Origin of the sequence: Micromonospora sp. GCM10011542, assembly GCF_042650685.1 — a bacterium.
Classification (GTDB): Bacteria; Actinomycetota; Actinomycetes; order Mycobacteriales; family Micromonosporaceae; genus Micromonospora.
This window is the reverse complement of record NZ_JBHSBO010000036.1, coordinates 62,257-88,093: the sequence shown is the minus strand read 5'-3', so window position 1 is coordinate 88,093 and position 25,837 is coordinate 62,257. Positions and strand designations below refer to the sequence as shown.

The window sequence follows — 25,837 nt, the reverse complement described above, 5'->3', positions numbered from 1 at the left end:
CGGCATGCGCTGTCACCGGCCCCACCAAGAACCCACTAACCCGACACAAGATCCATATTTATTTATGACCCGCAGTCATAACGCTCACCGGACCGTTGCCCGGGCACCCTGGTGGCCACCGCCTTTCAGCGACTGGACAGAGTTGCCCAACCCGAGCGGTCCGACGGAAGCAGATGGGGTGGCGGCGGGAGCGGGGGGTGGCAGAGAGGCCACCACATGCCGGGACCGCAGGCCGAGCTTGACCGCGGGCCGAGCTGACTGCAGGTCAAGCTTGACCGCGGGCCGAGCTGACCGCGGGCCTAGCTGACGGCGAAGGGCGCCGCTCCCGGTGATTCGGGGGCGGCGCCCTTCGTACGGTCGACGGAGGCTGAGCGGGTCAGTTCCGGTCGGCGTTGCTGGCCGTGTCCTCGCTGTAGCGGGCCCCGCCGTCCGACTCGCTGGTCAGCGGCTTGGCGCCGCCCTCCGGCGGGCCGGCCAGGCTCTGGCCGCCGGCGGCCAGCTCCGGGAACTTCGCGTCGAACGCCGGCCGCTCGGAGCGGATCCGCGGCATCCGGTCGAAGTTGCGCAGCGGCGGCGGGCTGCTGGTGGCCCACTCCAGGGAGTTGCCGTGACCCCAGGGGTCGTTCACCTCGACCACCGGGCCGGTCTTGTACGACTTCCAGCAGTTGTAGATGAACGGCAGCGTGGAGATACCGGTGACGAACGCGCCGACCGTGGAGATCATGTTCAGCGTGGTGAAGCCGTCGCTGGGCAGGTAGTCGGCGTACCGGCGGGGCATGCCCTCGTTACCCAGCCAGTGCTGCACCAGGAACGTGGTGTGGAAGCCGATCATGGTGAGCCAGAAGTGCACCTTGCCCAGGCGCTCGTCGAGCATCCGGCCGAACATCTTCGGGAACCAGAAGTAGATGCCGGCGAAGACGGCGAACACGATGGTGCCGAAGAGCACGTAGTGGAAGTGCGCCACCACGAAGTACGAGTCGGACACGTGGAAGTCGATCGGCGGGCTGGCCAGCAGCACACCGGTGAGACCACCGAAGAGGAAGGTGACCAGGAAGCCGACCGACCAGAGCATCGGCGTCTCGAAGCTGATCTGGCCCCGCCACATCGTGCCGATCCAGTTGAAGAACTTCATACCGGTGGGCACGGCGATCAGGTAGCTCAGGAAGCTGAAGAACGGCAGCAGCACCTGGCCGGTGGCGAACATGTGGTGCGCCCAGACGCTCATCGACAGCGCCGCGATGGAGATCGTGGCGGCGACCAGACCCTTGTAGCCGAAGATCGGCTTGCGGGAGAAGACCGGGATGATCTCGCTGATGATGCCGAAGAACGGCAGCGCGACGATGTACACCTCGGGGTGACCGAAGAACCAGAACAGGTGCTGCCAGAGCATCGGCCCGCCGGTCGCCGGGTCGTACACGTGGGCGCCGAGGATGCGGTCCGCGGCCAGCGCGAAAAGCGCGGCGGCCAGCAGCGGGAAGACCAGGATCACCAGCAGGCTGGTGACCAGGATGTTCCACGTGAAGATCGGCATCCGGAACATGGTCATGCCCGGCGCGCGCAGGGTCAGCACGGTGGTGATCATGTTGACCGCGCCCAGGATGGTGCCCAGACCGGAGATGGCCAGACCCATGATCCACATGTTGGCGCCGACGCCGGGCGAGTGCTCGACGCTGCTCAGCGGCGCGTACGCGAACCAGCCGAAGTCGGCGGCTCCGCCCGGGGTGATGAAGCCGGCGGTCGCCATCGTGCCGCCGAACAGGTACAGCCAGTAGGCGAAGCTGTTCAGCCGCGGGAAGGAGACGTCGGGCGCGCCGATCTGGATCGGCACGATGTAGTTCGCGAAGGCGAACACGATCGGCGTCGCGAAGAACAGCAGCATGATCGTGCCGTGCATGGTGAAGAGCTGGTTGTACTGCTCGGGCGACAGGAACTGCAGGCCCGGGCGGGCCAGCTCGGCCCGCATGATCAGGGCCATCAGGCCACCGATCATGAAGAACACGAACGCGGTGACCATGTACATGATCCCGATCTGCTTCGCGTCCGTGGTTCGCAGCAGCCGCGCGATGGCCGACCCCTTGACCGGCTCTCGGACCGGCCAGGGCCGGGTCACGACCGGCTTGGGTGCGACGGTGGTCACGAGTGGCCTCCGGTTCTCGGTTGTCCCGCTCGGCACGCGCTTCTATCTGCGGGCCGTCATCCGCAAGGAGGATAGTCCCCGGAAGGTGGAACCGCCGCGTGGGGTGGCGGGGTAGCCTTCCCGCCGCACACCGCCCAGCCCAGCCGTCGGCCGCCGCCGATGGGAGCTACAGCGGGCCGACCAGCAGCCGGTAGTGCTCGCCGAAGATCCGGCCGCCGCGCCCGCGCAGCAGCGGGTCGCGCAGCGCGGGCGGCACGTCGCGCGTCCGGTTGCGGTCCCGGGTCCGGTCCCGCACCCATCGGGTACGCGGACGACGGCGACTCTCGTACGCGACCAGCGCCGCCTCCACGCTGCCGGCCGCCCGCAACGACTCGGCCAGCACCACCGCGTCCTCCAGCGCCATCGCCGCCCCCTGAGACAGCGTCGGGGCGGTGGCGTGCGCGGCGTCGCCGACCAGCAGCACCCGACCCCGGTACCAGCGGCCCAGCTCGACCTCGTCGGTGATCCCGACGTGCACCCGGTCCAGCGCCGCCAGCACCTCCGGCACCGCGCCGCCGTAGCCGCCGAAGAGTTCGCGCAACCGGGCCAGCGGGTCGACGGGCGGCACGGTGCCCGCCTCGTCGGCGTAACAGTGCAGCCTCCCGGCGCCGATCGGCACCATCAGGAAGCCGGAGCGCTGGCCGAGCAGGGCGGTCCATTCGGTGATCGGCGGGCCGTCGTGCAACACGGCCCGGTAGACCACCTGCCCGGCGGGGCGGGGCGGGCCGCCGAGCGCGGCCAGCGCGCGCACCGAGGAGCGCGGCCCGTCGGCGCCGATGACCAGGTCGTACTCGGTGCTGGTGCCGTCGGTGAACGTGACGCCGACGCCGTGCGGGAGCAGGTCCAGGGTGCGCACCTCGGCGCCGTGCCGGACGGCGCCGCCGGCCCCGGTGAGCAGCACCCGGTGCAGGTCCGCTCGGGGCAGGGCCCGGCACTCGCCGACACCGGCCCAGAGGGCGTCGAGGTCGACCGTGCAGAGCGGCGCCCCGGCGGCGTCGAAGAACAGTTGCCGGCGGATCACGTGCCCCAGCGGACGGACCGGGTCGTGCAGGTCCAGCCGGTGCAGCGCGCGGGCGGCGTTGCCGGGAAGGTAGAGACCGGTCTCGGTGGACTCCCCCGGCGGCAGCTTCTCGGTGACGTCCGGCCGGAAGCCCGCCAGGCGCAGCGCCCGGGCCACGGAGAGGCCGGCGATGCCCGCGCCGACGACGAGGATGCGCAGGGGGGAGCCACCCATGGTGGTGTACGCCTCCGGGGGGTGCGGCACGCGTTGGAGGCAACACGCTACTCGGAGCAATCGACGCACGCCAGGGCCGATCGGCCGGCCGTGCGCCGCTCGTCGGCGGCCCGCGTCGCTCAGCTGGACCTCCACCGCCGACCGTCCGGGGCGGGCGTGGCAATCCTCACATTTCACCAGTTCAACGGTTCCGGTTGAAGGAGCGTCATGAAACGTCCACTTCGGGCCCTGGTCGCCGCGGGTCTGCTGATCGGCGGTTCCCTGGTCGCCGTGGCCCTCGGGCCGAGCGCCTCCGCCGACACCCAGATCTGCGAACAGTTCGGCTCGACCACCATCCAGGGTCGGTACGTGGTGCAGAACAACCGCTGGGGCACCACCGCCCAGCAGTGCATCAACGTCACCGGCACCGGCACCGGCACCGGCACCGGCACCGGCTTCGATATCACCACCCAGAACGGCAGCAACCCCACCAACGGGGCGCCGACGGCGTACCCCTCGGTGTTCTTCGGTTGTCACTACACGAACTGCTCCCCCGGCACGAACCTGCCGATCCAGGTGAGCCAGATCAGCAGCGCCACCAGCAGCATCAGCTACCGGTACGTCAGCGGGGCGACCTACAACGCCTCGTACGACATCTGGCTGGACCCGACGCCCAAGCGGGACGGGGTGAACCAGATGGAGATCATGATCTGGCTCAACCGGCAGGGCCCGATCCAGCCCATCGGCTCACCGGTCGGCACCACCACCCTGGCCGGCCGGACCTGGGAGGTCTGGCGGGGCAGCAACGGCTCCAACAACGTCATCTCCTACGTCGCGCCGTCGCCGATCAGCAGCCTGAACTTCAGCGTGCTGGACTAGATCACCGACGTGCGCAGCCGGGACGCGATCACCAACTCCTGGTACCTGACCAGCATCCAGGCCGGCTTCGAGCCCTGGCAGGGTGGTGCGGGCCTGGCGGTGACCTCGTTCTCCGCCGCGGTCAACGGCGGCGGTACTCCGCCGACCACCCCGCCGCCGGGCGGCGCCGGCTGCGCGGTGAGGTACACGCCGAACTCGTGGAACAACGGCTTCACGGCCGACGTGCAGATCACCAACACCGGGTCCAGCGCCCTGAACGGCTGGACGCTGACCTACGGCCTGCCCGGCGGGCAGCAGGTGACCAGCACGTGGAACGCAACGGTGAGCCAGAGCGGGTCGACGGTGACCGCGCGGAACGTGAGCTGGAACGGCACCCTCGCCCCCAGTGGCACGGCCAGCTTCGGCTACCAGGGGACGCTGAGCGGCGCGTACTCCTCACCGACCAGCTTCAGCCTCCACGGAACAGCCTGCAGCAGGGGATGATCACGATTCGGAGGGGCACGGCCGAGGCTCGTCGTGCCTCGCCGCCAATCGCTTCCGGGCGCCGAACCAGGTGGCCCATGGCTTTGGCTCGACCTCAGGACTGACGGTGAGCGGGAGGCACCCCCAACCATCATCCTCCAACGGCGTGAGCTGCTTTCCTTGATGGCAACGACCAAGTATGGAGGCTGACGTACGGTCACCCCACGTGCGCGCAACACCCCACCTGCCCGCGTACTGGGCGGGCGTCTGCGAAAGTCCGCAAACGCCCGCCCAACTCTCGCCCTCAGCGATGCATGCACCGCTGGCAGTGGCAGTGAGCGGCTGCCCTTTTGTGCCTGGTCAACTCACCACTGGTCACAAGGAAAGTGCGTCGACCGAAAGCAGGCATGGTCTATCAGCAGGATCACGCGGTAGCGGCCGAGATCGGCCAGCCGGTCAAACAGGGCTGTCACGTAGGCGACCTCTGGCTGGCTGGTAGCGATGTCGAGGACGAAGGGGTGGCTCTCGAACGGCTCTCGATCGTCCGGCTCCCACGTCAACCAGGCCCGAGCCGAATCGTCGCCGCCGAGGAACATATCCTCCGCCGACGGCGTTTGGGAGAGCTTGAACCCGAGGACCACCTCAAGATCCTTCACGACTTGGCCCACAGTTGGCTTCCAGCCGAGATCCGCAGCCCCAATCATCAGATTCTTGTCCATCATCACTCCCTCACCGGTTAGCAGCTTAGCCAGTCGATGCCGTCGCAGTTGATGTCGTTCGAGAAGGGCTGCATCCCCGCACGCCACCGATGGCCGTCCGAGTCGGTTCCAAAAACCGAGAGGTTCTTCAGTTCATCGCCGGGGTTCTTCCGGAGATGTTCCCTCATGCCCTCATTGACCTTGGTGGCATCGACTCCCTCCACCCGGATGTACACATCACGCGAGTGTTGCTTCTTTGCGTCGCGCAAAGCATTACGTACCGCATTCCCCGAATTGGTACGAACAGTCTTGAACTCTGAGCGAACACCGTCGACATAGGCGTCGAAGCCCTTTTCATCACTGGCACCAACTGCCGGCATGTCCTGATGTCCGGTGCCCTTACGCCCGTCGCCCCGGGATTCGACGTGCTTGGCACCTTCCCCCCCGTCCTTGCCCCAGGCCAACTCGAAAGCAATGGCAAATTCGTCATCGTTAAAACCAAACTCTTTGCCGTTCAGGCTTCGCGATTCGTCGATACGGTCCAAGGTGCGGCGGATTAGCTCGTCCAGAATTTTGTCCTCAGCGACGTCCTCGGTGAAGCTGCACACCAGCTTCGAGATCCCCTTGCACTTAATGTCCACGTCCACCTTGTCGAAAAGGTGACTGAAGTCGAAGCGACCTTCCTTGATCTGCTTGAACCTCTTTTTGCGAAGTTCCTTCGCGCGCTCGGGGTCGCCGGTCGAGGCCCGCTCCTCCTCATCAGACGAGAACTGGTTGCTGTTCCCACCGCCGCTGGCGTTGTCGATCGCGTCGCAGTCGTAGTGGAGACAATCTTCATCGATGAGCCCGCTCGGGTCACTCGACGTGACTGGACTGTTGTTGGCGTAGGCGTAGCCGTTCCACTGCTGTGAATCGCCACTGTCAATGAGCGGGTCGACGGAGACGAATCGGCCAACGGCTTGGTCGTAGGACCTGGCGCCCAACTGGGTGAGACCGCTTGTCGGATCGATGATTCCACCCGCAAAGCCACGCTGGTCCGGCCAGGCGGTGGGTTGATCGCCTCGTGGCCCACCATATGGAGTGGTCCGCCGCCGGGTGATCGCACCCGTCCCAGCGTCAACGCTGCTATGGGCCGTACCGTGCTGGTCACTCTCCGGGAAGCTGACGCCACCGGGGCCGCGGACAGCGACCGTGCGACCCGCGAAACTGTAGAACCGGGTACCGGCGACTGAGCGCGCGGCGTGGTTGAGCCGGAGTTCCAGGCCCGGGAGGTAGACGGTGGTGGCGTCCGGCTCCTTGCGGACCAGCCGGTTCCCCTCGCTGTCGTAGATGAAGCTCGTGGTCTTACCGCCGACGGTGACCGTTGCGAGCTTGCCCTCGGCGTCCCACTTGAGGGACTGGCTGGCAGACCCGGTGGTGCAGTCGTTGGTCGAGCCTGCACCCGGACGGCATTCCGTGTTGCCCGCCTTGTCGTACCCGTACTGATGGGTCCGAGCCCCGCCTGGCCCAGTTTCCTCGACAGCCATCAACCCGTGCGGCTTGGCACCGCCCGCTGCCGGGTACCGGTACTCGCGTTTGGTGTCCGCGACACCATCGAGACCATGGATGGTCTCGACCTTCCGGTTGCCGACCTCGTCAATCTCCCACGAGTGGTGATAAGGGCCGGGCCCGCCCACGCCGGTGGTGGCGGGGCCGCCCGCACACGGATCGGTGTTGAGATTGTCCGTGGACCATGCCTCGGTGAGCCGTCGTAGGTGGTCGTAGCTGAAGCATTGGATGTCCCGGGCGCCTCCGGCGGGCGTGTCACTGATGGACAGGACGTTGCCGGCTTGGTCGTAGCTGTACCGGGCGTCGGTGTCGACCGTCGAGGCGTGCGGCCGGTCGAGGCGCGAGGTGAGGAGCCGACCGGTTCCTCTCTCGTAGGTCCAGTTGTGGACCGCCTTCTTGCCGTTGCCAACGGATAGGTCCATCCTCAGCAACTCGCCATTCCGACCGTAGCTTGTACCGGTGACGTAGCTGCTCGTGCCACTTGCCAGCCCGGTGGGACGAAGCAGATCGTCATAGCTCGTGACGATGACCTCGGCCGGAAGCCCGCCGGCCTGGGGCGAGCCGCTGCTCTGCACGGTGTCGTCGTTGTTGTACACCTGCGTGAATTCGTACGTCTTCGCCAGCTCCGCGCCGGCGCCGGAGGGGATGGTGTAGCTGGTCTTTCCCGCCCGGTAGAACGAGTCCAGGTTCGAGTACGTGACACCATAGGCTTGGCCGTTGACGTAGCGAGCGGTCCAGTGCAACTGGCCCTTGGCCAGGCCGTCGTACGACCATTCGGTGAGCTTCACGTTGCCCGTCGCGAGCACCCGCCAGGTCTGGGTCTTCCGGCCCAACGCGTCGTAGACGTACTTGAGTTTCTCGCCGCGGCTGTCGGTGCTGTACTCGAGCCGACCCAACGCGTTGTAGGAGTACTCGGTCGTCCCCCGATCGGGATCCTGGTCCTTGATCTTGTCGCCGAGCTGGTTGTAGCTGTACCGCCAGACGTTGTTGGCGGCGTCCGTCATTGACTCCAGCTGCCCGTCGGGCCTGTGGGTGTAGCGGGTGACGTCCGCGGGACCGGACGGGCCGTCGCCCTTGTAGTGGTGGATCTCGGTCGTGTTGCCCTGTGCGTCGGAGACGACGGTGGTGGGTGTGCCCCCTACCGGAGGGTCGACGTGGGTCCGATCCCCCTCATAGCTGGTGGTCGTGCGCCAACGTTCGTCACCCGCGACGGAGAAGATCTCCGCCGTCGTTCGACCGGCACCGTCGTAGACGTACGACGTCTGCCCGTTGGTGGAGCCCTCGGGAACGATGATGGGTTGATCACCCGGGGTGCCGAGGACGTGGTACGGCGAGTTCTTCGTCGCCACCTGCCCGGTACCCGAATAGATCAGGTCACTGATCAACCAGCCGCCGTCCGGCCCTTCCTGCTGGCTCTGCCGAGGACGGGTGAGGCTGTCGAGGATGTCGTAGGAGGCCCGGTAGGTACCGTCGTTCTTCACCTTCTCGGTCTTGATGACCAGAGCCTTGTCCGTACGGACCAGGTACGTGTACTTGATGTTCGGCGTCTGCCCCAGACTCTTCGACCGGTTCGGGAGCCAGACCTCGACCAGGCGTCCAAGGGCGTCGTACTTGAGATCGACGCGCTTGCCGTTGGGGTCGACGATCGTTGTGGGCAGACCGAGACTCGGTTCGACCGTGCTGATGGTCGCGTGTTTGAGGGGGTTGGTGGCCGTCATCTGGGTGGTCAACCCGTTGGTCTCGACGTACGTCTTGCTGGCGATGTTTCCGGCAGCGTCCGTTTCGGTCAGCGCCCGCCCGTAGGCGTCTACCGTCATTTCGCCGACAAGGGAGTAGGTGGGTGTCGTGCCGTCGTGACCAGCGAGTTCCTCTCCCCGGGTCACCACGCCCGTCTTCGGAGCCACTCCGTAGCCCTGTTGGTCATAGAAGGTGCGGGTGTCGGTGAGAACCTGCGTGGAGCGGTCCGGGTTGGCCACTCCGCAGTTCACCGAGAGCGTCTCCGTGCGCTTGACGTAGGTGTACATGTGCTTGTCCGGGTTGTCGGCGTACCAGGTACGGGTGCACCGGTCGTCGCTGCCCCGTGACACGTCGCCCAGATCCTCGACCTGCGTGACCCGGCCCCAAGACGTGTCGTGCGTGTTCGAGGTCCGGGTTTCGCGCCATTGAAGGTTCCCCTGCGCATCGGGCTTCAGTGCGGTGAAGGTCCGGGTGCTGTCAGTACGGACGAGGGACGCGCGCCGCGTGCCCCAGGACTCGGTCTGCGTGAGGGTGTGGTGCAACCATGGCTTGCTGATTGACTTGCTGACAACGGTGGTCCCGTCATAGGTGAGCGTCTCCAGCGGGTGCGCCGACCATTCGTCCAGGTCCGAGTAGACGGTGCCGACGGAGTCGGTGACACTCGCGCTCCGAGTTCCTCCATCCGGCAGGGGATCGCCGTGCATGCCCCGCAGGAAGATGTTGTCGACCCGGGTGGGCATGCTCTGTCCATCCCCGGTACGAACGGTGACCTTCTCGTAGCCTCGCCAGTCGCCCCAGGTCAGGTCGGCGTTCTTGACGATGCCGTCCGGCTTGTTCTTCCGCCAACCGGCGTCCCCGGCGTACGCGTACCTGGTCACCATGTCCGAACTACGGCCGGTGCGGTCCGTGGTGGTGATTTCCTCGACGACATACTTGTGGAACCAGTCGGTCACCTTCTTGTCGTCGTCCAGCGGGCTCCAGATCACCGGGTAGCACCGCTTCGTCGACTCCCCAGGCTTGGGCAGGCTCCCAGCAGCACAGTCCGCCGGGGCATAGGTGACGTCGATCTGCGACCCGGTATCGCTGTAGATCGTCTTCAGGCGGTAGCGGATGAGCTCTGAGATCATGTCATTGGGAGCGTCGATACGGTTGGGCATCTGCATGCCGACGAGCTCGACGGAGGGCAGGGTGAGCGTCGCGCCACCCCGGTGCCCCTTCTGGGTGATCTTGCTCAGCCACAAGGTTCGCGAGGCATCACCGTTGTTCTTGAACTCGTGGGTGAGTTGCCACGATTCGACGGGGCTCCAGGATGTACCGGAACGGACTTCGGTCGTGATGTCGGTGAGTCGCTTACGGGTGAAGAAGGTCGGCGACGACTGCTCGATCTTGCAGTGTGTGCTGGGCGCGCAGATGCGGTCGAAGGGAACATCCGGCCAGTGGGCGGATGTCGTGAGGTTCAGATCTGCTTCGTCGCAGTCAACACCGGTGGTCGGAAGGCAGCGCTCGTCCACGGCGAAGCGGACCCGCGCCGGCGCCGGGGTGGTGTAGACCTGGCCGTCATGATGACCGTAGTCGACTCGCTTCAGCCAACCGCCCCGGTCGTAGCTGTCGCCATTGACGTCGGTCTTGGCTCCCCGGGCGTAGTAGTTGGTCTCCGGCTGGTAGTAGTAGGAGACGACGTTGCCCTTGGTGTCCTTGACGTAGTCGAGGTTCCATCTCCACGCCTGATCACAGTAGGAACTGGCGAAGCCGGCAGTGCTGTTACAGGGCTCCCCGGCGTCGTCCCCGTAGATCGGAACCGTCCACGCTGACTTCGTCTCTTCCTGGCCGGTCGCGCCGGTCCAGCCGGGGAGGCGGTTCAGGCCGAAGTAGTACTCGGTTCCGTCGGTAGTCGTGACCCTCCAGTGCTCACCGTCATCGTCCCCGTTGTTGGCACCGGACAGCCTCTGGATCTTGGCGCCGCTGTCGTCCGCGAGTTTCCAGTTATTTTCGTCGATTTTTATCAGATCGCCGGACTGCCCACCGAGGACCATCGTGGCGTTGTGATGGGCCCAGCACTGGTCGCCGACGTTGTCGTGTCCGTCGTCCGGGCAGGGCTTGTAGCGCCGCTCGATGTAGCCCGGCTCGTAGCTGAACCCCTCGCCGATCCACGATCCCTGGTTGTTGGTGGCACTCGTCTGCCCGTCGACACCCTGAGACGAATAGCTCAGATTGAGCTGGGGGCCGAGTTGGCCCGGAGTCGGTGGAACTCGGACCGGATAGTTCCAGGACATGGCACCGGAGTTCAGCGCGACGTTCCACGAGGCCGAGGGCGAGAGCTTCGTGGCGCCGTAGTCCCCTTGGGCCGAGGCGTCGCCGGCCTCCAGAGCCAGCAGCATCCCGTCAGCGGTGGCGTTGATCCGCGCGGTGACCGTCTTCTTCTCGGTGTCGTTGACCGACGGCAGCGGCGTGCGCTGCCGACAGGCGGACGACTCCGGCGTGGTGAGAGCGCATTCCGGCAGCATCACCGCGCGGAGCCGGCCGCCCCAGTCGCCGCCGTAGCTTCCGGCGAACTCCCGGTAGCCCAGACTCACCTCGACCGGACCAGAGTTCCCGCCGGCAGTGGCATCGGCCGGTTGTACCCGTACCGTCGGACCGGTGACCCCGGCCCGGTCGGAGACCGCGCGGGCGTAGGTACGCACCCGCAGCCCCGAGGGTGCGGCCGACTTGGCCAGCCGGCCCTGCTCCTGCACGGCCCGGGCTGCCACCGGCAGGCCACCGGCCCGCGCGGCGGCGGCCGCCTTCCGATCGGATGACCCGGCCACCGGGACCTCCACGGTTCCGGCGCCTGGCCACCGCGGTTCGGCTGGAGTGGCAGAGGCTGCGAGCCAGGCGGGGTCGACCACGCGAGGCTTGACCGCGGCTGCGGCCCCCCGCACGGGCGCCCCGAGTTTCGGCACGGGCGGCCCGTCGTACGTTCCCGCGGCGGATGCCGGAGGCACCTGCACCAGGCTCGCGGACATGACCATCGACAAAGCGCCAGCGGAGAAGGGGATGAGCCGGCGGCGAGCGGAGCGCAACATTTGCCGCATTTTCGACACTCTAGACATGAAGTGATCCACCAGGTGCTCGAGAAGACGGTGCGGAAAGGGGTGTTCCTGCCCGGCAGCCGACAGGCGCCGGGCAGGAACTGTGGAACTCAGACGTCGGGCTGCTCGGTCGGGTTGGCTAGCGCCTTTACGGTGACGTCGTCGAGAACGCCGTCGTAGACACGCACCTCGTCGACCACCCCTGCGAAGTGGTCTCCCCAGGCGTCGTTGTGCCGGGTCCGGCCGATCTGCAGGCCGCCGTTGGCTGGCCAGGTCGTGTAGTGCGAACCCTTGGCCGCGACCGCCAATTGCCCATCGACGTACAGCCGGACCTCATTGAGGAAGTCGTTGTACGTCAGCGCGAGATGCTGGCCGTCGTCACCGCCCTGCTCCACCGTCGCCAGCCGCTGGTCGTCGAAGACCAGCGTCGCCGGCGGCGATCCGGCCTGGTCCACCTCGGAGAGGACCAACTCCCACCGCGGCATCGCGCCTTCGAGGCGGCAACGAACCGTGTAGGCGGCGGTGTGCAGGCCGGCCTGGGAGAGGACCGCCATGTTGCGGTTGCAGTCGGTGGCCAGCTTGACCCGCGCGGTGACCGAGTAGTTCCCGACCGTGCCGGCTCCTGTCGAGGCGTCGGCGTAGTCGTTGACGCCATCGAGCACCATGTGGCCCATACCGACGAGAGCGGTCTCCGTCGGTGGCGGGAAACCGGACGGGTCATAGGTGAACAGGCTGGCCCCACTGCGCAGCGTCAGTTCCTTGTCCACGTCACCGCTGTGATCAGGACTGGTCGCCTCGGGCGTCTCCGGGAGATCATCGATATCCGTGGCGGAGTCGAGCGCCCAGTAAGCAGTACGGGTGGGCTTCAGCGCGGCCAACTGCGCGATCTCCACCGGCGTGACGATCCGATTGAAGACGGAGACGTCAGCCAGGTTTCCGGTGAAGTAGTCGGTGTGCCCGGACTTGGCGAGCCGCCGTCCGAGCTGCACGGGGCCCCGCGCCTTCCACACCGACTGACGCGCCTGCGTCGCCGGCTGGATCGTAGTGTTCGTGTGCAGCGCCAACTGCTTCTTCACATGGTCGTACACGGCAACCAGGTGAACCCACTTACCGACCTCGGCCGTCGGACCGACCGCACGCCACCCGCCCAGCGAGTTGACGTCCATGGCGGGCACTTCAAAGACCCACTTCTTGGTGGCCGCGTCGAATCCCAGCACGAACCCCGGTTCGCCCGAGCCGTCCTGCGAGACCAGGACCCCGTCGCGGCTGTCGTCGCCCAGCTTGGCCCAGAGGCTGACCCCGAAGCCCTTGCTGGTGTCGACGACGCCGGTGGTGGTCGTGGCGAGATAGCTGCCGGTCCCGTCCAGGTACGCCGACCTGTCAGCGAGGCCACCCGGGCCGGGCTGGCCGAAGGCGACCTCCGACGCCTGCGCGTTGTTCACCCCGCGCGCGTCCGCGGCGGCCAACGAACCCGGTGCGTCTGCCAGGCCCCACTCGCCGACCGCCGGTGTCCCGGTAGCCACCTGGAAGGCGCAGGCCGTGGTGTCGCTCGTCTTGCCGGCGCGGTCGACCGCACGCACGTACACGGTGTGCGAACCCTCGCTGTCGGCCAGCCAGGTGACCGTCACCGGCCCGCCGTCCGTGGCGGGGGTGAGGGTGTTCGCGGGCGACGGCGTCGTGTCGAAGCCGTACTCGTACTTCACCACGTCGGTCGCAGCCGAATCGAAGGTGAACGTGCCGTAGCGTCCGACCCCGTCGTAGTAGTTCTCGTCATCGGTGCAGGCCGGGGAAGTCTCCAGCTGATCGCGCGGCAGATACTCGGGTGAGTCGATGTCCGGCCCGGCGGGCCGGCTCTTGTCCAGAAGGAACTGGCACTTGATGCTGCCGTCGGAACTCCACGGCCCCCAGGTTGTGCCGTCGTACGCCTGCACGTCCCAGGAGGTGACCACGTTCTCCGGCAGGGTGGGGACGCCGGACGTCGCGTCTGCGGCGTTGTAGGAGAACAGCGAGCCGCTGTTCTTCTGCCCAGACGTCCAGGTCTTCGTCTGGAGCGCGCCGTTCTGTGTCCAGGTGACGCGGAACTTCGCCTGAAGGGGTTCCGCGTCACCACTGTCCGGGTCGGTCAACGTGGCGTACAGCACCGGCAGTTTCGACACGTACGGCGCCGAGCTACCCGAGACGCAGGCGCCACCAGGGTTCATGGACAACGCCGAGACCGGCGGCTTGTTGGGCGCACGGTTGTAGGTCACCGACAGGGTCGCGTTGTTGCAGAATCTCTTCACGTAGTAAATGCTCGACTCGCTGTCGGCCCGGATGCCGAAGGTCGTGGTCGACCAGTTGCTCGCGGCCGCATCCCGCACCCCGTCGGTGGCGTCGAACTCGACGTTCTGGTTGGTGGTGGTGCAGCTGCTCTTCGTGCCGGTTGGCGCGATGGTGTCGAGCTTCTTCTTCCAGGACGGCTGGTTACCCCAGTTCGTCGAGGAGCTGATGCCGCTGCCCATCAGGTAGAGCGAGGCGTTGCGCGCGCTGCCGTCATAGGTGTGGACCATCGTCACCTTGAACCTGGCGCTAATGATCGAGATGCGGTCGTCCTGGTAGGGCGTCGGCAGTGCGTACATGAGCCGCTTGACCTGTGAGTTGCGTCCGCAGTCCGAGGGACAGAGCCCGATGCGCTCATCGGGCTCGTCGTCGAAGCGCCAGTACTCCTCGCTCGGGTAGCCCGAGTCGACCATGGTCCAACCGGTACGCGTGGTGCCGTTGACGAAGGGGTCGATGTAGACCGGATAGACCGTGGCAGGGTCGTCCAGCATGGCCGCGTCGGGCGTCAGGCTCAGGGCACCGCCGCCGACCCTGACGCCCAGACCGGCACGGCGAGCCGATTCCGGAGGAACGCGAGAGGCCTCCCGGCCCGTATCCGCCACCGCCGCCCGTGCGCCGATCGCCGGCGTACCCGAGTCCCACATGATCGGCGTCGGGGTCTCGAAGACCTCACCACCGGTCGCGGGGTCGACCGCCTGGAGGCGGCCCTCGCCCTTGTCCCGCACGGTCAGGTTGCCGGTCTTCAGGCCCAGAGTCAGGTTGCGCAGTCGCGGATTCTTCGCCGCCTGCCTGTCCTTCACCACCAGCACGTGGGAGAAGCCCGTCGTCGACGCCCGCACCACAAGGTCGACGCCGGCGAGCACGTCGGGGTAGGTCGCGGTGTCGCCCGCGAGCGTAGGGGCGGGCAACCGCTCCGGCCAGGAAAGGCTCAACCGCCGGCCAGCGCGCTCCACCGAGGCGAACGGGGCGTCGCCGCCACCGGAGAAGCTGAGCCCGATGGTCGCCGCCCGGGGGCCGACCGATCCGTCGGGCCGCTTGACCAGCGTCGGGTCGGTCGGAACCCACTTGCCACCCTGCACCACCCGCACCGGTTGCTGGTGGTGCACCTGGGTGTAGGTGCCGTCCGGGTTGGCGTACGTCTCGCGACTCTCACCTCGGAGCACACCGACCTCGACCGGCTGACCGGAGGCTCTCGCCTCCACGGCGGCCTCCGCCTCGGTCTGCTTCAGTTGAGCCCTACCAGCCGTGGGCGCCATGGTCGGCGCCACCGAGGGCTGGACCTGCCCGGCCGTCATCGCGTACGCCGCGAACAACCCGGCCAGCCCAGCTGTCAACCCAACCCGCCTCAGCCAGCCTCGGCTGCTTGTCTGGCTGTCCACCGTGCGGTCCTCCCCCGTTTCGCTTCGCTTGTCCATCCGCACCGTCACCCGATTCCCGCGCCGAAAGCCGTCTCCGCCGCCGGGATGCCGCCCTGGCCGGGCTTCCACGTACTGGTCGGCGCCGCCGACCCGCCAGCCAGGCTCGACCAGGTAAATCCGTAGACGGCCGGGTCGCCGTACGGAGAGCCGACGTAGAGTTGCTGCGAGGTGGCGCCGAGCGACGTACCGAGCAGTTCCTGGGTGACCGCCGTGCCAGGCAGGCTGGCCGGGGCTCGCTCGATCGTCAGTGGCGTACCGACTGGGTTCGCCAGGGCCGGGAAGATCCGGACCCGTCCGGTGTCGGCCTTCGCACCCGCGTCCTCACCCGGCACCCCGACGGCCAGGAACATCGTCGAGGTCGTGCTCTCGGAGGCCGGGGCGGTGTTCACCACGAGGACCCTTTCGCCGAGTTGGTCACCGTCCTCGGAGGAGTAGGTGATTGCAGGCAGTTCGTTCAGAGTGTTCGCCGCGGTGACGTGGAACCGGTGCACCAGGCCAGCGTCCGGCGCTGCGGTATTGGTCGCCGTCACGGTGATGTCCTCACCCGGCACACCGACGACCACGAGGGAGTCGGCCTGCCCGGCGGGTGCGCCCAGCGGGCGGTACGGCGCAATGGAGACGGACTTGCCGAAGGTGTCGTTGGCCTCGGACACGTTCGACACGTTGACCACGTCCTGGGTGAGACCAGCGGCCATCGTCGGCAGTCCCCCCGTCAAGGTGTGACTGAGCACGTTTGCCGATCCCGCGAATTCGAGGGACCCGATGGCCTCGCCGGGAGAACCGACGACGAAGTGGTGCGTGGACGCCGCGACGGAATACCCGGTCCGGTCGTCACTCTCGGCGGCGCCGGGCATCCCGGCTCCCTGGGCAACCACCACGTTGACGCTTCCCCGCAGGTAGTGCACGAGACCGGCGTCGACGCTCGCGCCGATGTCCTCACCGGGCACACCGATGACCAGGTAGGGCTCGCCGGAAGCGGTCCGGCTGCCGGCCACGGAGTAACCGAACCAGTCGCCGGGCTCGACCGTGTCCGGGGTGCTACCGAGGTCCTGGTGGTAGTTGATCGAGGCTGGACCAGTCGCGAGTCCGGTCGGGGCGCCGAGCAGCACGTAGACGATGCCGGAGTCGGCCGCCGAGCCGATGTCCTCGTAGGGAACACCGACGGCCAGATCGGAGCAGCCGTCGCGGTTCGCGTCGTAGCTGGAGATCGACGTGCCAAAGCCGTCACCAGCCTCGAGAATCCCCGAGACTTGGGCGTTACCCTCATCGATGGTCTGCACCGCGCCGGTGCGACCGTAGATGATGTGGATCTGGCCGGCCCTCTCCTTGCCCTCGACGGTCGCCTCCGGGTCGGCGATGGCGACGTCCGCCACCCCGTCACCATTGAAGTCGCTGTCCACGCCGCCGGTGCAGCCAGCGACCGGAGGCGCCGTGACATAGACGGTCATCTCGCAGAACGAGGACCACCTGTCACTGCCGGTGACGCCGTCCGCAGCCTTGACCCGCCAGCGATACGAACCGCCGTCGGCGAAGGCACCGGTGGCCACCGTCGTGCTGGCCGTGGCGCCGTTGCCGACTCCGGTAACCGTGGCGGATCCGATCGGTGCGGTGCCGACCAGCGACCACCACTCGAAGGTGACCGACATGGCCGTGCCATCAGCGTCGCTGACAGTGGCCTTGAGCTGCGGGGTGAGCGAATTCACCAGCGGCCGGGACGTCCCCGTGACGCACGAGCTGGTCGGCACGGTGGCGCGGGCGGTCACCGTCGGGTACGAGTTGTAGGTGACGCTGGCCTTGGGCAGCTTCGTGGTGTCCGACTCGTTGCGGGACCGGAACTGCTTGAAGTAGCTGGAGTCGGTTTCGTTGGAGGCGCGGAGCCCCATGTCGGCCCGTGTGTCGCCCGCGTTGGCGGCTCGCTGGAAGAAGCTCGTTCCGGTTACACCCACCCAGTTGTCGTTACAGCTGGCGTCGTACCCGGCTGTAGCCGTACTGGATGCCTCCTTGTAGTTCCACGTCGGCTGGGTATCCCAGATGACTCCGTCGTAGACCGTGCCGACGGTCCAGATCTCCCAGGACCGCGCCGAGCAGGCCGCCGACCACCAGTTCCAGAACGAGAAGGTTGCGGCGGTGATTTGCTTGCCGACGAGGGCAGTGGTGTCCCACCGGGCCAACGAGCGGGTCACCGGCCCGGTCGAGCCGAGTCGGCCGAGTCGCAGATCGTCGGTGCCGCCCCGGTCCGCGGTGTCGCCGGCCTGGATGAAGCTGTCGTACGTGGTGGGAAGCGGGTTGATCTGAGGATCGATGGTGATCGGGTACTGGCGCTTGGGGTCGGTCAGCCACCGTAGATCCGGGGTCAGCGTCAGTGTCAGCCCACTGGCGCCGCGGGCGTTCACCGTCCGATCCACGGTTGAGGCTACGGCGGCCTCGTTCACCGGGTCGCCCTGTGCGTTGATCCGGGCGTCCCACATCTTCAGGGCGGGCGTACGGGCCACGGTTCGGCCGGTGGCGTCCTGGATGACCGTGTTGCCGCCGGCGTCGCGGCTGGCCTTGACGACGCTGCGGCCGCTGATCGGCAGGGACATCTTCGCCACCTGGCTCGCCGCAGCGCGGCTCTTGACGACGAAGAACGTCTCCATCCCAGCGCGGGTGGAGGCGACCACCAGGTCAACCCCGGGCAGCGCGTCCGCGTAGGTGGCCCGCTCAGCGCTGATCTCCGGCTCGGGCAGAGCACCGGACCAGCCAATCGAGAGCCGGTCGTCGCCGTGTCCCAGCGCCGCCAACTCGTGCGTACCGGCCCGCTGCGCCCCGGACACCACCAAGTCGAAGGGGTGCGCCACAGCGGCGATCCGCCCTTCGGCAGTGCGTTGCAAGGTCAGGTCGACCGGCACCCAGTCGTCACCGCGACGGATCCGACTCGCGCCGAGAGACAGTTCCGCCCGGAACGAACCGTTCGGCAGCGCCCATACCTCGGCCGTCTCCGAGGTGAGGCTCATGACCTGCACCGGTTTGCCGGTCTCGCGAGCGGCGCGCAGGGACACCGCCTCGTCTGTCCGGACCTCCACTCCACCTGTCACGCCATCCGGACCTGCGGCCAACCACTCCGCCGGTTCGCCCGGAACGCCGGACAACGCGACCGCCGTCAGTACGGCTACCCCCGCTGCCAAGCATGAACGGACAGTGGCAGTCAGCCGACGTGCCACGAACCCTCCCCGTGTCTCCAGTTATGTGAGCGGGGACTCTATGGATCACCTGGCTCAGCGCACAAGCGCCGTAACAAACTGTTAGGACGCATAGGAGCGAAACCGGACATCCATCCGATGATGATCACTGTGGGCAACATTCCGTCGCCCTGGTTGGCCGCCTGGCCCTCCTGACCGGCTCTCACCGGGCCCGGACCAGGCCTGGTCCACTGGACATCCACATCGGCGAAGGCCCGGGTCAGGTACGTAAATCCGCCACTCTCAGAATCCGAGCGACCGGGCTTCTGGCAATGAATTCCACCCTCGTAATCCGCTTGCTTCAATGTAACTAGCGGTGACCGAGGCGCGCCGACCTAACAGCCGACGGGATCTCAACCGAAAAGTTCGTAACAACCGGTCCACGACCCGCAGCAACCGCGAATGGCCTGCCGGTCGTCCTCTGAACGTCTGGCTGGCACCGACATCCGGGCAGCGTAGAGGCGGAAGGAGGATGTCGAGTCCGACCCGGACGGCGGTCCTCGGCGGGACGGAAGCAGGATCATGAAGGCCGGGAATTCAGCCGCTCAATTGATACGGCGAAAGAACTGACCGTGCGAAACGTCAATCTGATGTTCGTTCTCCATGGGCAGGCCCACGCCGGGCGGTGTGCTCGGCGAGTCGGCCCGACCGACGCCAACCGGTCGGCCGGCGCAGGCTGATTTGAGCCACCTCGGCGGGCACTGGTCACCCGGTCAGGCGGAGCCGGGTGGATCTCCCGCGCATGTCCTGAGCGGTGGCGGAAGAGATGCGGACGCCGGTGTCGATGCGGAACGGCACGGACCACCGCCCCGGGAACGGCTCCCGCCACGTGGCATGCGGGGGCCGCCTTCCGGCCATCGCACCCGGCCGGCCTTCGGTCAGACGCGGGTGAGACGGACGGCGTCGGCGACGACCAGGCCGGTCGCGTTGCTCCACCGGCTCACCGCGACCCGGTTGGCGTCCCCGGCCGGCAGCGCGAACGTGCCGAGGATCCGCCACTGCCCGCCGGTGACCCGCTGGTCGACGTAGACCGTCCTGTTGCCGGTGGTGGTGGCGACGATGTACGGGGTGGCGCTGTTGTAGCCGGCATTCGCCGGCCACCAGGCGTCGACCCGGTAGTTGCCGGTCGCCGGCACGTTGAACCTGTACCAGGCGGCGTCGCTGACCGCGACCGGGTCGGCGTACCGGTAGTCGGCGCCGAAGCGCTGCCCGGAGTACGTGGACACGCCCCAGTTGGCGCTCGCGGTGAACCGGCCGGCGGTGGCGTTGTCGACCGTCGAGGACCAGGCTGTGCCGCCGCCGGCCATCTTCGCCGCCACGTCGGCCCGCATCACGTCCAGGTTGATGAAGGACGGGTCGATCTTGCCGGTGGTGCTGGTCTCCCGGTGCCCCCGGGCGTGGCTGGCGTCCCTGCCCAGCCGGGTGAGCACGGCGGCGGTGGCGGCGATCGACGCGTTGTACTGCGCGGCGGTCATCTCCTGGTTCACGCCGTTGTAGTCGATCTCCCACCCGATCATCAGGGTGTTGCCGTCGCCGGCCGGGATCGGCCCGCTGCCCCCGCTGACCCCGGCGTGGTTGCACCGGCCGGCGGAGATGACGTGGAAGACGCCGTTGTAGTCGACCAGGGCCTGGCAGAGCGGGCCGGCCAGGTCGGGCCGACCGTTGATGCAGATGCCGAGCGCCGGGTGCGGGTTGCTCGCGCTGGAGGTCGAGGCGGTGTGGTGCCAGAGCACCCCGATCGGGTCGAAGGAGCCGGGGCGCATCCGGTTGAGCCAGTCGCCCTCGACGACGACCTGCACCCCGGCGGCACGCAACACGTCGACGAGCCAGGGGATCGTCGCCATCAGGACTCCCCGAGCAGGTCGGCGAGACATTCGGGCTTCGGTGCGGCGGCGGCCGGGGTGGGCCGGACGACGACGGTCAACGCCGCGGCCACCAGGGCCGGGATGCCGAGCACCCCGCGGCGGCGCAGACGGATGGTTCGGGACGTGGCCATGGCGCTCCTCCAGCGGACGGCGTCGGGCTCGATCGGATCGACGATCGTGATGACCGGCACGGTATACCGTGATGGTCGTCGATGTCGATACCCTTCAAGCGCGAGCCGCGTGCTGAAGGAAATCTCCCCGTCAGGCGCCGCCGAGGGCGTCGATGTCGCGCATCTCCTCCGCCGTCAGCGAGAAGTGGAAGACGTCGAAGTTGGTGCGGATCCGTTCCGGGGTGACCGACTTCGGGATCACCACGATCTCGTGGTCGATGTGCCAACGGAGCACCACCTGGGCCGGCGAGACGTCGTGCGCGGCGGCGATCCGGGTCAGCACCGGGTCGGAGAGGTCGCTGGTCTTGAACGGGCTGTACCCCTCCAGCACCACACCCCGGTCCCGGTGCTCGGCGTGCCGCTGCCGGTCGTACAGCGACGGGCTCCACCGGATCTGATTGACTGCGGGGTTCTCCTCGGTCGACTGGATCAGCTCGTCCATCTGGGCGGTGCTGTAGTTGCTGACGCCCACCGCGCGGGTCAGGTTCTCGTCCCGGGCGGCCAGCAGCTCCCGCCACATCGGGATGCTGTCCGTCGGCGAGGACGGCGGCCAGTGGATCAGCCACAGGTCCACCTGGTCGACGCCGAGGGCCTCCAGGCTCGCCTCCAACGTCTCGCGCTCCCGGCCCACCCGGTCCGGCGGCACCTTGGTGGTGATGAAGACGTCCTCCCGGCGCAGGTCGCTCTCCTTGATCGCCCGCCCGACCTCCCGCTCGTTGCGGTACATGGTGGCGGTGTCCAGGTGCCGGTAGCCGGCGTCCAGCGCGGCCAGCACCGCGTCGTAACCGGCCTCGCCGGTGGCCTGCCAGGTGCCGAAGCCGAGCAGGGGCATCCGCACGTCGCCGGGGAGCAGGGCGGTGGGCTGGTCGGTGAGGTCCATGAGGACCGTTCTACCCCGCGGCGTACTCGGCATGCGACCGAACCGGACACCCGGGTGTCCAGCGCGCCGGTCGGGTTTGCCGGAGAATGCGGGTGTGGCGGACCGGCTGGAGGAGTACCGGCGCAAGCGGGACGCGGCCCGGACACCGGAGCCGGTGCCGCAGCGACCCCCGGCCGCCGCCCCTGCCGCTGGCGACGGCACCGCGCGCTTCGTCATCCAGCAGCACCACGCCCGCAGTCTGCACTGGGACCTGCGACTCGAGCACGAGGGCGTGCTGGCCTCCTGGGCGGTGCCGCGGGGCCTGCCCCGCGACCCCGGCCGCAACCACCTGGCCGTGCACACCGAGGACCATCCGATGGAGTACCTCGACTTCTCCGGCGAGATCCCGGCCGGAGAGTACGGCGGCGGCCGGATGGTGATCCACGACCGGGGCAGCTACCACTGCGAGAAGTGGCGCGACGACGAGGTGATCGTGACGCTCTCCGGCGAGCGGACCGCCGGGCGCTACGTGCTCTTCGCCACCGGCGGCAAGGACTGGATGGTCCGGCGTACCGACCCCGCGCCCGCCGGCTGGACACCGATGCCGGAACTGGTCCGCCCGATGCACCCCACCCCCGCCGCCGGACTGCCCCGGGACCGGGCCGACTGGGGCTACGAGCTGCGCTGGGACGGCGTCCGGGCGGTGGCGTACGTCTCCGGTGGCCGGCTGCGGCTGCTCGCGGAGACCGACGAGGAGATCACCGGCGGGTACCCGTGGCTGCGGGACCTGGCCGAGGAGCTGGCCCCGACCGAGGCGGTGCTGGACGGCGTGCTGGTGCGCATCGACACCGCCGGCCGCGTCCGACCGGTCGGTCCGACCAGCGGCGGACGGGCCCCCGCCGGTGCCCAGTACCTGCTCGTCGACCTGCTCTGGCTCGAGGGCGTGAGCAGCGTCGACCTGCCGTACGCGCAGCGCCGGGAACTGCTCGACGGGCTGGCGTTGGCCGGTACCCACTGGCAGACCCCTGCGTGGTTTCCCGGGGCCGGCGACGAGGCGTTGCGCACCGGTCGGGAGCAGGGCCTGCCCGGGGTGGTGGCGAAACGGCTGGACTCGGTCTACGAGCCGGGGCGGCGCAGTCGACGCTGGCTGAGCATCGACGCGGTCCGACGGTGAGGAGCGACGTGTACCTGACGCACCTGGAGTGCCCGCGCTGCGGACGGGAACACGCCGCCGACGATCTGCAGAACCTCTGCGAGTGCGGTTCCCCGCTGCTGGCCCGCTACGACCTGCCGGCGGTGGCCAGGGCGGTCAGTCCGGAGCGGTTCGGGCTGCGCCCAGCCGACCTGTGGCGCTATCGGGAGCTGCTGCCGGTCGCCGACCCGCGGCACGAGACGAGTCTCGGCGAGGGCTGGACGCCGCTGCTGCGCGCCCCCGCGTACGGCGCGGAGATCGGCATCGACGACCTCATGGTCAAGGATGAGGGGCTGACCCCGACCGGCTCGTTCAAGGCGCGCGGTGCGGCCGTGGGCGTGAGCCGGGCGCGCGAGCTTGGTGTGCGGCACGTCGCCATGCCGACCAACGGCAACGCCGGGTCGGCCTGGGCCACCTACGCGGCCCGGGCCGGGATGCGCGCCACCATCGTCATGCCGCTGGCCGCACCGGGCATCTGCCGCCGGGAGTGCGTGGCCGCCGGCGCGGACCTGCGCCTGATCGACGGGCTGATCAGCGACGCCGGCCGGCGGGTGGCCGAGCTGGTCGGGGCCTCCGGCGGGGCGGTCTTCGACGCTGGCACGCTGCGCGAGCCGTACCGGCTGGAGGGCAAGAAGACGATGGGGTACGAGATCGTCGAGCAGCTCGGCTGGCAGGTGCCCGACGTGATCATCTACCCGACCGGGGGCGGTGTCGGCCTGATCGGCATCCACAAGGCGCTGCACGAGTTGCGCGAGCTGGGCTGGATCACCGACAAGCTGCCCCGGCTGGTGGCGGTGCAGTCCACCGGCTGCGCGCCGATCGTGCGGGCGTTCGCCGCCGGGGAGGACCGGGCGCAGCCGTGGCCCGACGCGCAGACCGTGGCGTTCGGGATCACCGTGCCGGCACCGCTGGGCGACGAGCTGATCCTGGCCGCGCTGCGGGCCAGCGCCGGCACCGCGGTCGCGGTGGACGACGCGGACCTCCTCGCCGACCTGCGGGACTTCGCCGCCCGGGAGGGGTTGCTGCTCTGCCCGGAGGGCGCGGCCTGCCTGACCGCGGCCCGGCACCTGCGGGCCGGCGGCTGGATCCGGGCCGGCGAGCGGGTGGTGGTGCTCAACACCGGCGCCGGGCTGAAGTATCCGGAGAGCGTCGACGTCTCCGACGTACCCGTGCTGTCCTGAGCGGCGCACGCCCCGCTGGGTTCAGAAGCTGTCCGGGTTGGTCAGTCGCCAGGCCGCGTTGATCAGGCCGATGTGCGACAACGCCTGCGGGGTGTTGCCGAGCGGCGTCCCGTCCTTCAGGTCGATCTGCTCACTGAACAGGCCGACGTCGTTGGCGTACGGCAGCACCCGCTCGAACAGCTCCTCCGCCCGGCGCCGCTCGCCGGTCATCACCAGGCACTCCACCAACCAGAACGAGCAGAGCAGGAAGCCGGCCGGGTCGGTCGTCCACCGCCGGACCAGTCCGCTCTCGCTGCCCAGCTCCCGCTCGACCATCTCGATGGTGGAGCGCATCCGTGGGTCGTCGGCCGGCAGGAAATGCAACATCGGCAGGAGGAGCGCCGAGGCGTCCAGCTCCGCCGAGCCGTAGGAGCCGGTGAACGCGCCGATCCGGTCGTTCCACCCCTCCCGCAGCACCTCGTCGCAGATCTCGTCGCGAACCACCGTCCAGCGACCCGGGTCGGCCCGGTCACCGAGCCGGTCGGCGAGCTTCACCGCCCGGTCCATCGTCACCCAGCAGAACACCTTGGAGGAGAGGTAGTGCCGCTCGACCTCCCGGGTCTCCCACATGCCCCGGTCCGGGAGGTGCCAGGTGCTGGCCACCTGTTCGGTCAGCCCGAGCACCATCTCCCGTAGCTCGTCGTCGAAGGTCTCACCGAGGTAGTCGCGCAGCCGCCAGACCGCCGAGATCACCTCTCCCGGCACGTCGAGCTGCCGCTGCCGCCAGGCGTCGTTGCCCATCCGCACCGGTCCGTCGCCGCCGAAACCGCGCAGGTGCGGGCGGTCGTGTTCGGTGAGGTCGCGCTCCCCTTCCAGCCCGAAGAGCACCGGCACCGGATCGTCGCCGATCCGGCCGATCGAGCGGGTCACCCAGGCGAACAGCCGGGACGCCTCCGACGGGCAGGCCGCCACCCAGAGTGCCCGCATCGTCATCGAGAAGTCGCGCAGCCAGGAGTAGCGGTAGTCGTAGTTGCGGTCGCCGCCGAGGCGTTCCGGCAACGACGTGGTCAGTGCCGCGGCGACCGCGCCGCTGCGGGCGTACGTCAGGCCGGTCAGCACGGTGGCGCTGTGGCGGACCAGCTCCGGGTACCGGCCGCCGTACTGGTGCGCCTCGCGGTAGCCCTCCCACGCCCGCACCGTCTCGGCCAGCGTGGCCACCGGATCGAGCCGGGCCGGCGGGTCGTGGTACGCCCCGGCGTAGGCCACGTCCAGCCCGACCACGTCGCCGGCGGAGACCTCGAACTCGTGTGTCACCCGGTCCCGGCCGGCCCGTAGCGGCAGGTCGCCGGCGCGCAGCATCAGGTCCACCGGACCGGCGGTGGCCAGCACGCCGCCCGGCCGCTCGTGCAGGTACGGAGTGAGCAGGCCGTCCTCCGGGCGGGGTGCGAAGTCCAGTGCCATCCGGACCCGCCCGGACAGCCCCTCCACCACCCGGATCAGCACGGCTGGCGAGTTCATGCCAAGATCGTGGGCACGGGCACCCAGTTCGGCGGCGAGCGCGTCGGTGACCGCCACGCTGCCCTGCGGAGTGTGGTGCACGGTACGCAGCACCAGCGTGTCCGGCCGGTACGCGCGCTCGACCCGGTGGCCCGGCGTACCGGCGGCGACCGGCGCCAGCCGGAAGTACCCGGCCTCCGGGTCGAGCAGCCGCGCGAACACCGAGGGACCGTCGAACCGGTCCGGGCACCACCAGTCGATGGAGCCGTCCCGGCCGACCAGCGCGCCCGAGCGGCAGTCGGAGATGAATCCGTAGTCGGAGATGGCCGGCTGATCCACCCGGCGCGGATACCCGGAT

Annotated in this window: 12 protein-coding genes and 1 pseudogene; 3 read left to right on the top strand and 10 right to left on the bottom strand. The window is 68.5% G+C overall.

Features of this window, described 5'->3' with window-relative positions; all coding sequences use genetic code 11:
• Positions 1-376: 376 nt before the first annotated feature.
• Positions 377-2,137 (bottom strand): cytochrome c oxidase subunit I, encoded by a 1,761-nt coding sequence (ctaD, locus tag ACFOW4_RS13255; RefSeq protein ID WP_377527493.1) that lies wholly within the window; start codon positions 2,135-2,137, stop codon positions 377-379.
• A 166-nt stretch (positions 2,138-2,303) separates the two neighbouring features.
• Entirely contained in the window at positions 2,304-3,410 is a 1,107-nt protein-coding gene (locus tag ACFOW4_RS13250) for an FAD-dependent monooxygenase (RefSeq protein WP_377527499.1), read from the bottom strand.
• 207 nt (positions 3,411-3,617) lie between these two features.
• Between ACFOW4_RS13250 and ACFOW4_RS13245 the strand changes: the two are divergent.
• A pseudogene (locus ACFOW4_RS13245) lies at positions 3,618-4,751 on the top strand (cellulose binding domain-containing protein).
• A 344-nt stretch (positions 4,752-5,095) separates the two neighbouring features.
• Here ACFOW4_RS13245 and ACFOW4_RS13240 read toward each other — a convergent pair.
• From ACFOW4_RS13240 to ACFOW4_RS13210, 7 genes are all read right to left on the bottom strand, one after another.
• Positions 5,096-5,449 carry a hypothetical protein gene (locus ACFOW4_RS13240; protein ID WP_377527492.1) on the bottom strand — a complete coding sequence of 118 codons (354 nt, stop codon included), beginning with the start codon at positions 5,447-5,449 and terminating at the stop codon, positions 5,096-5,098.
• A gap of 17 nt (positions 5,450-5,466) precedes the next feature.
• Positions 5,467-11,784, bottom strand: coding sequence for an RHS repeat-associated core domain-containing protein (locus ACFOW4_RS13235; protein WP_377527490.1), 6,318 nt, complete (start codon positions 11,782-11,784; stop codon positions 5,467-5,469).
• 107 nt (positions 11,785-11,891) lie between these two features.
• On the bottom strand, positions 11,892-15,434 hold the full coding sequence (locus tag ACFOW4_RS13230; RefSeq protein WP_377527488.1) for a LamG-like jellyroll fold domain-containing protein: 3,543 nt from the start codon (positions 15,432-15,434) through the stop codon (positions 11,892-11,894).
• A gap of 89 nt (positions 15,435-15,523) precedes the next feature.
• Positions 15,524-18,718: a hypothetical protein gene (locus ACFOW4_RS13225; protein ID WP_377527486.1), complete on the bottom strand. Its 3,195-nt coding sequence runs from the start codon at positions 18,716-18,718 to the stop codon at positions 15,524-15,526.
• A gap of 896 nt (positions 18,719-19,614) precedes the next feature.
• A complete protein-coding gene (locus ACFOW4_RS13220; RefSeq protein ID WP_377527484.1) occupies positions 19,615-20,580 on the bottom strand; it encodes an N-acetylmuramoyl-L-alanine amidase in 966 nt (321 codons plus the stop codon).
• The gene (locus ACFOW4_RS13215) at positions 20,580-20,732 is read right to left on the bottom strand and encodes a hypothetical protein (protein ID WP_377527482.1); all 153 of its coding nucleotides are present in this window, start codon (positions 20,730-20,732) and stop codon (positions 20,580-20,582) included. The genes ACFOW4_RS13220 and ACFOW4_RS13215 overlap by 1 nt, the downstream gene beginning before the upstream one ends.
• A 130-nt stretch (positions 20,733-20,862) precedes the next feature.
• A complete protein-coding gene (locus tag ACFOW4_RS13210) occupies positions 20,863-21,651 on the bottom strand; it encodes an aldo/keto reductase (RefSeq protein ID WP_377527481.1) in 789 nt (262 codons plus the stop codon).
• A gap of 94 nt (positions 21,652-21,745) precedes the next feature.
• Here ACFOW4_RS13210 and ACFOW4_RS13205 point away from each other — a divergent pair, with 94 nt between their 5' ends.
• Positions 21,746-22,804 carry a DNA polymerase ligase N-terminal domain-containing protein gene (locus tag ACFOW4_RS13205; RefSeq protein ID WP_377527479.1) on the top strand — a complete coding sequence of 353 codons (1,059 nt, stop codon included), beginning with the start codon at positions 21,746-21,748 and terminating at the stop codon, positions 22,802-22,804.
• Between the two features lie 8 nt (positions 22,805-22,812).
• On the top strand, positions 22,813-24,003 hold the full coding sequence (locus tag ACFOW4_RS13200) for a threonine synthase (protein ID WP_377527498.1): 1,191 nt from the start codon (positions 22,813-22,815) through the stop codon (positions 24,001-24,003).
• A gap of 21 nt (positions 24,004-24,024) precedes the next feature.
• Here ACFOW4_RS13200 and ACFOW4_RS13195 read toward each other — a convergent pair whose 3' ends face one another.
• Complete coding sequence (locus tag ACFOW4_RS13195) at positions 24,025-25,818, bottom strand: glycoside hydrolase family 15 protein (protein WP_377527477.1); 1,794 nt, start codon at positions 25,816-25,818, stop codon at positions 24,025-24,027.
• Between the last annotated feature and the right edge of the window lie 19 nt (positions 25,819-25,837).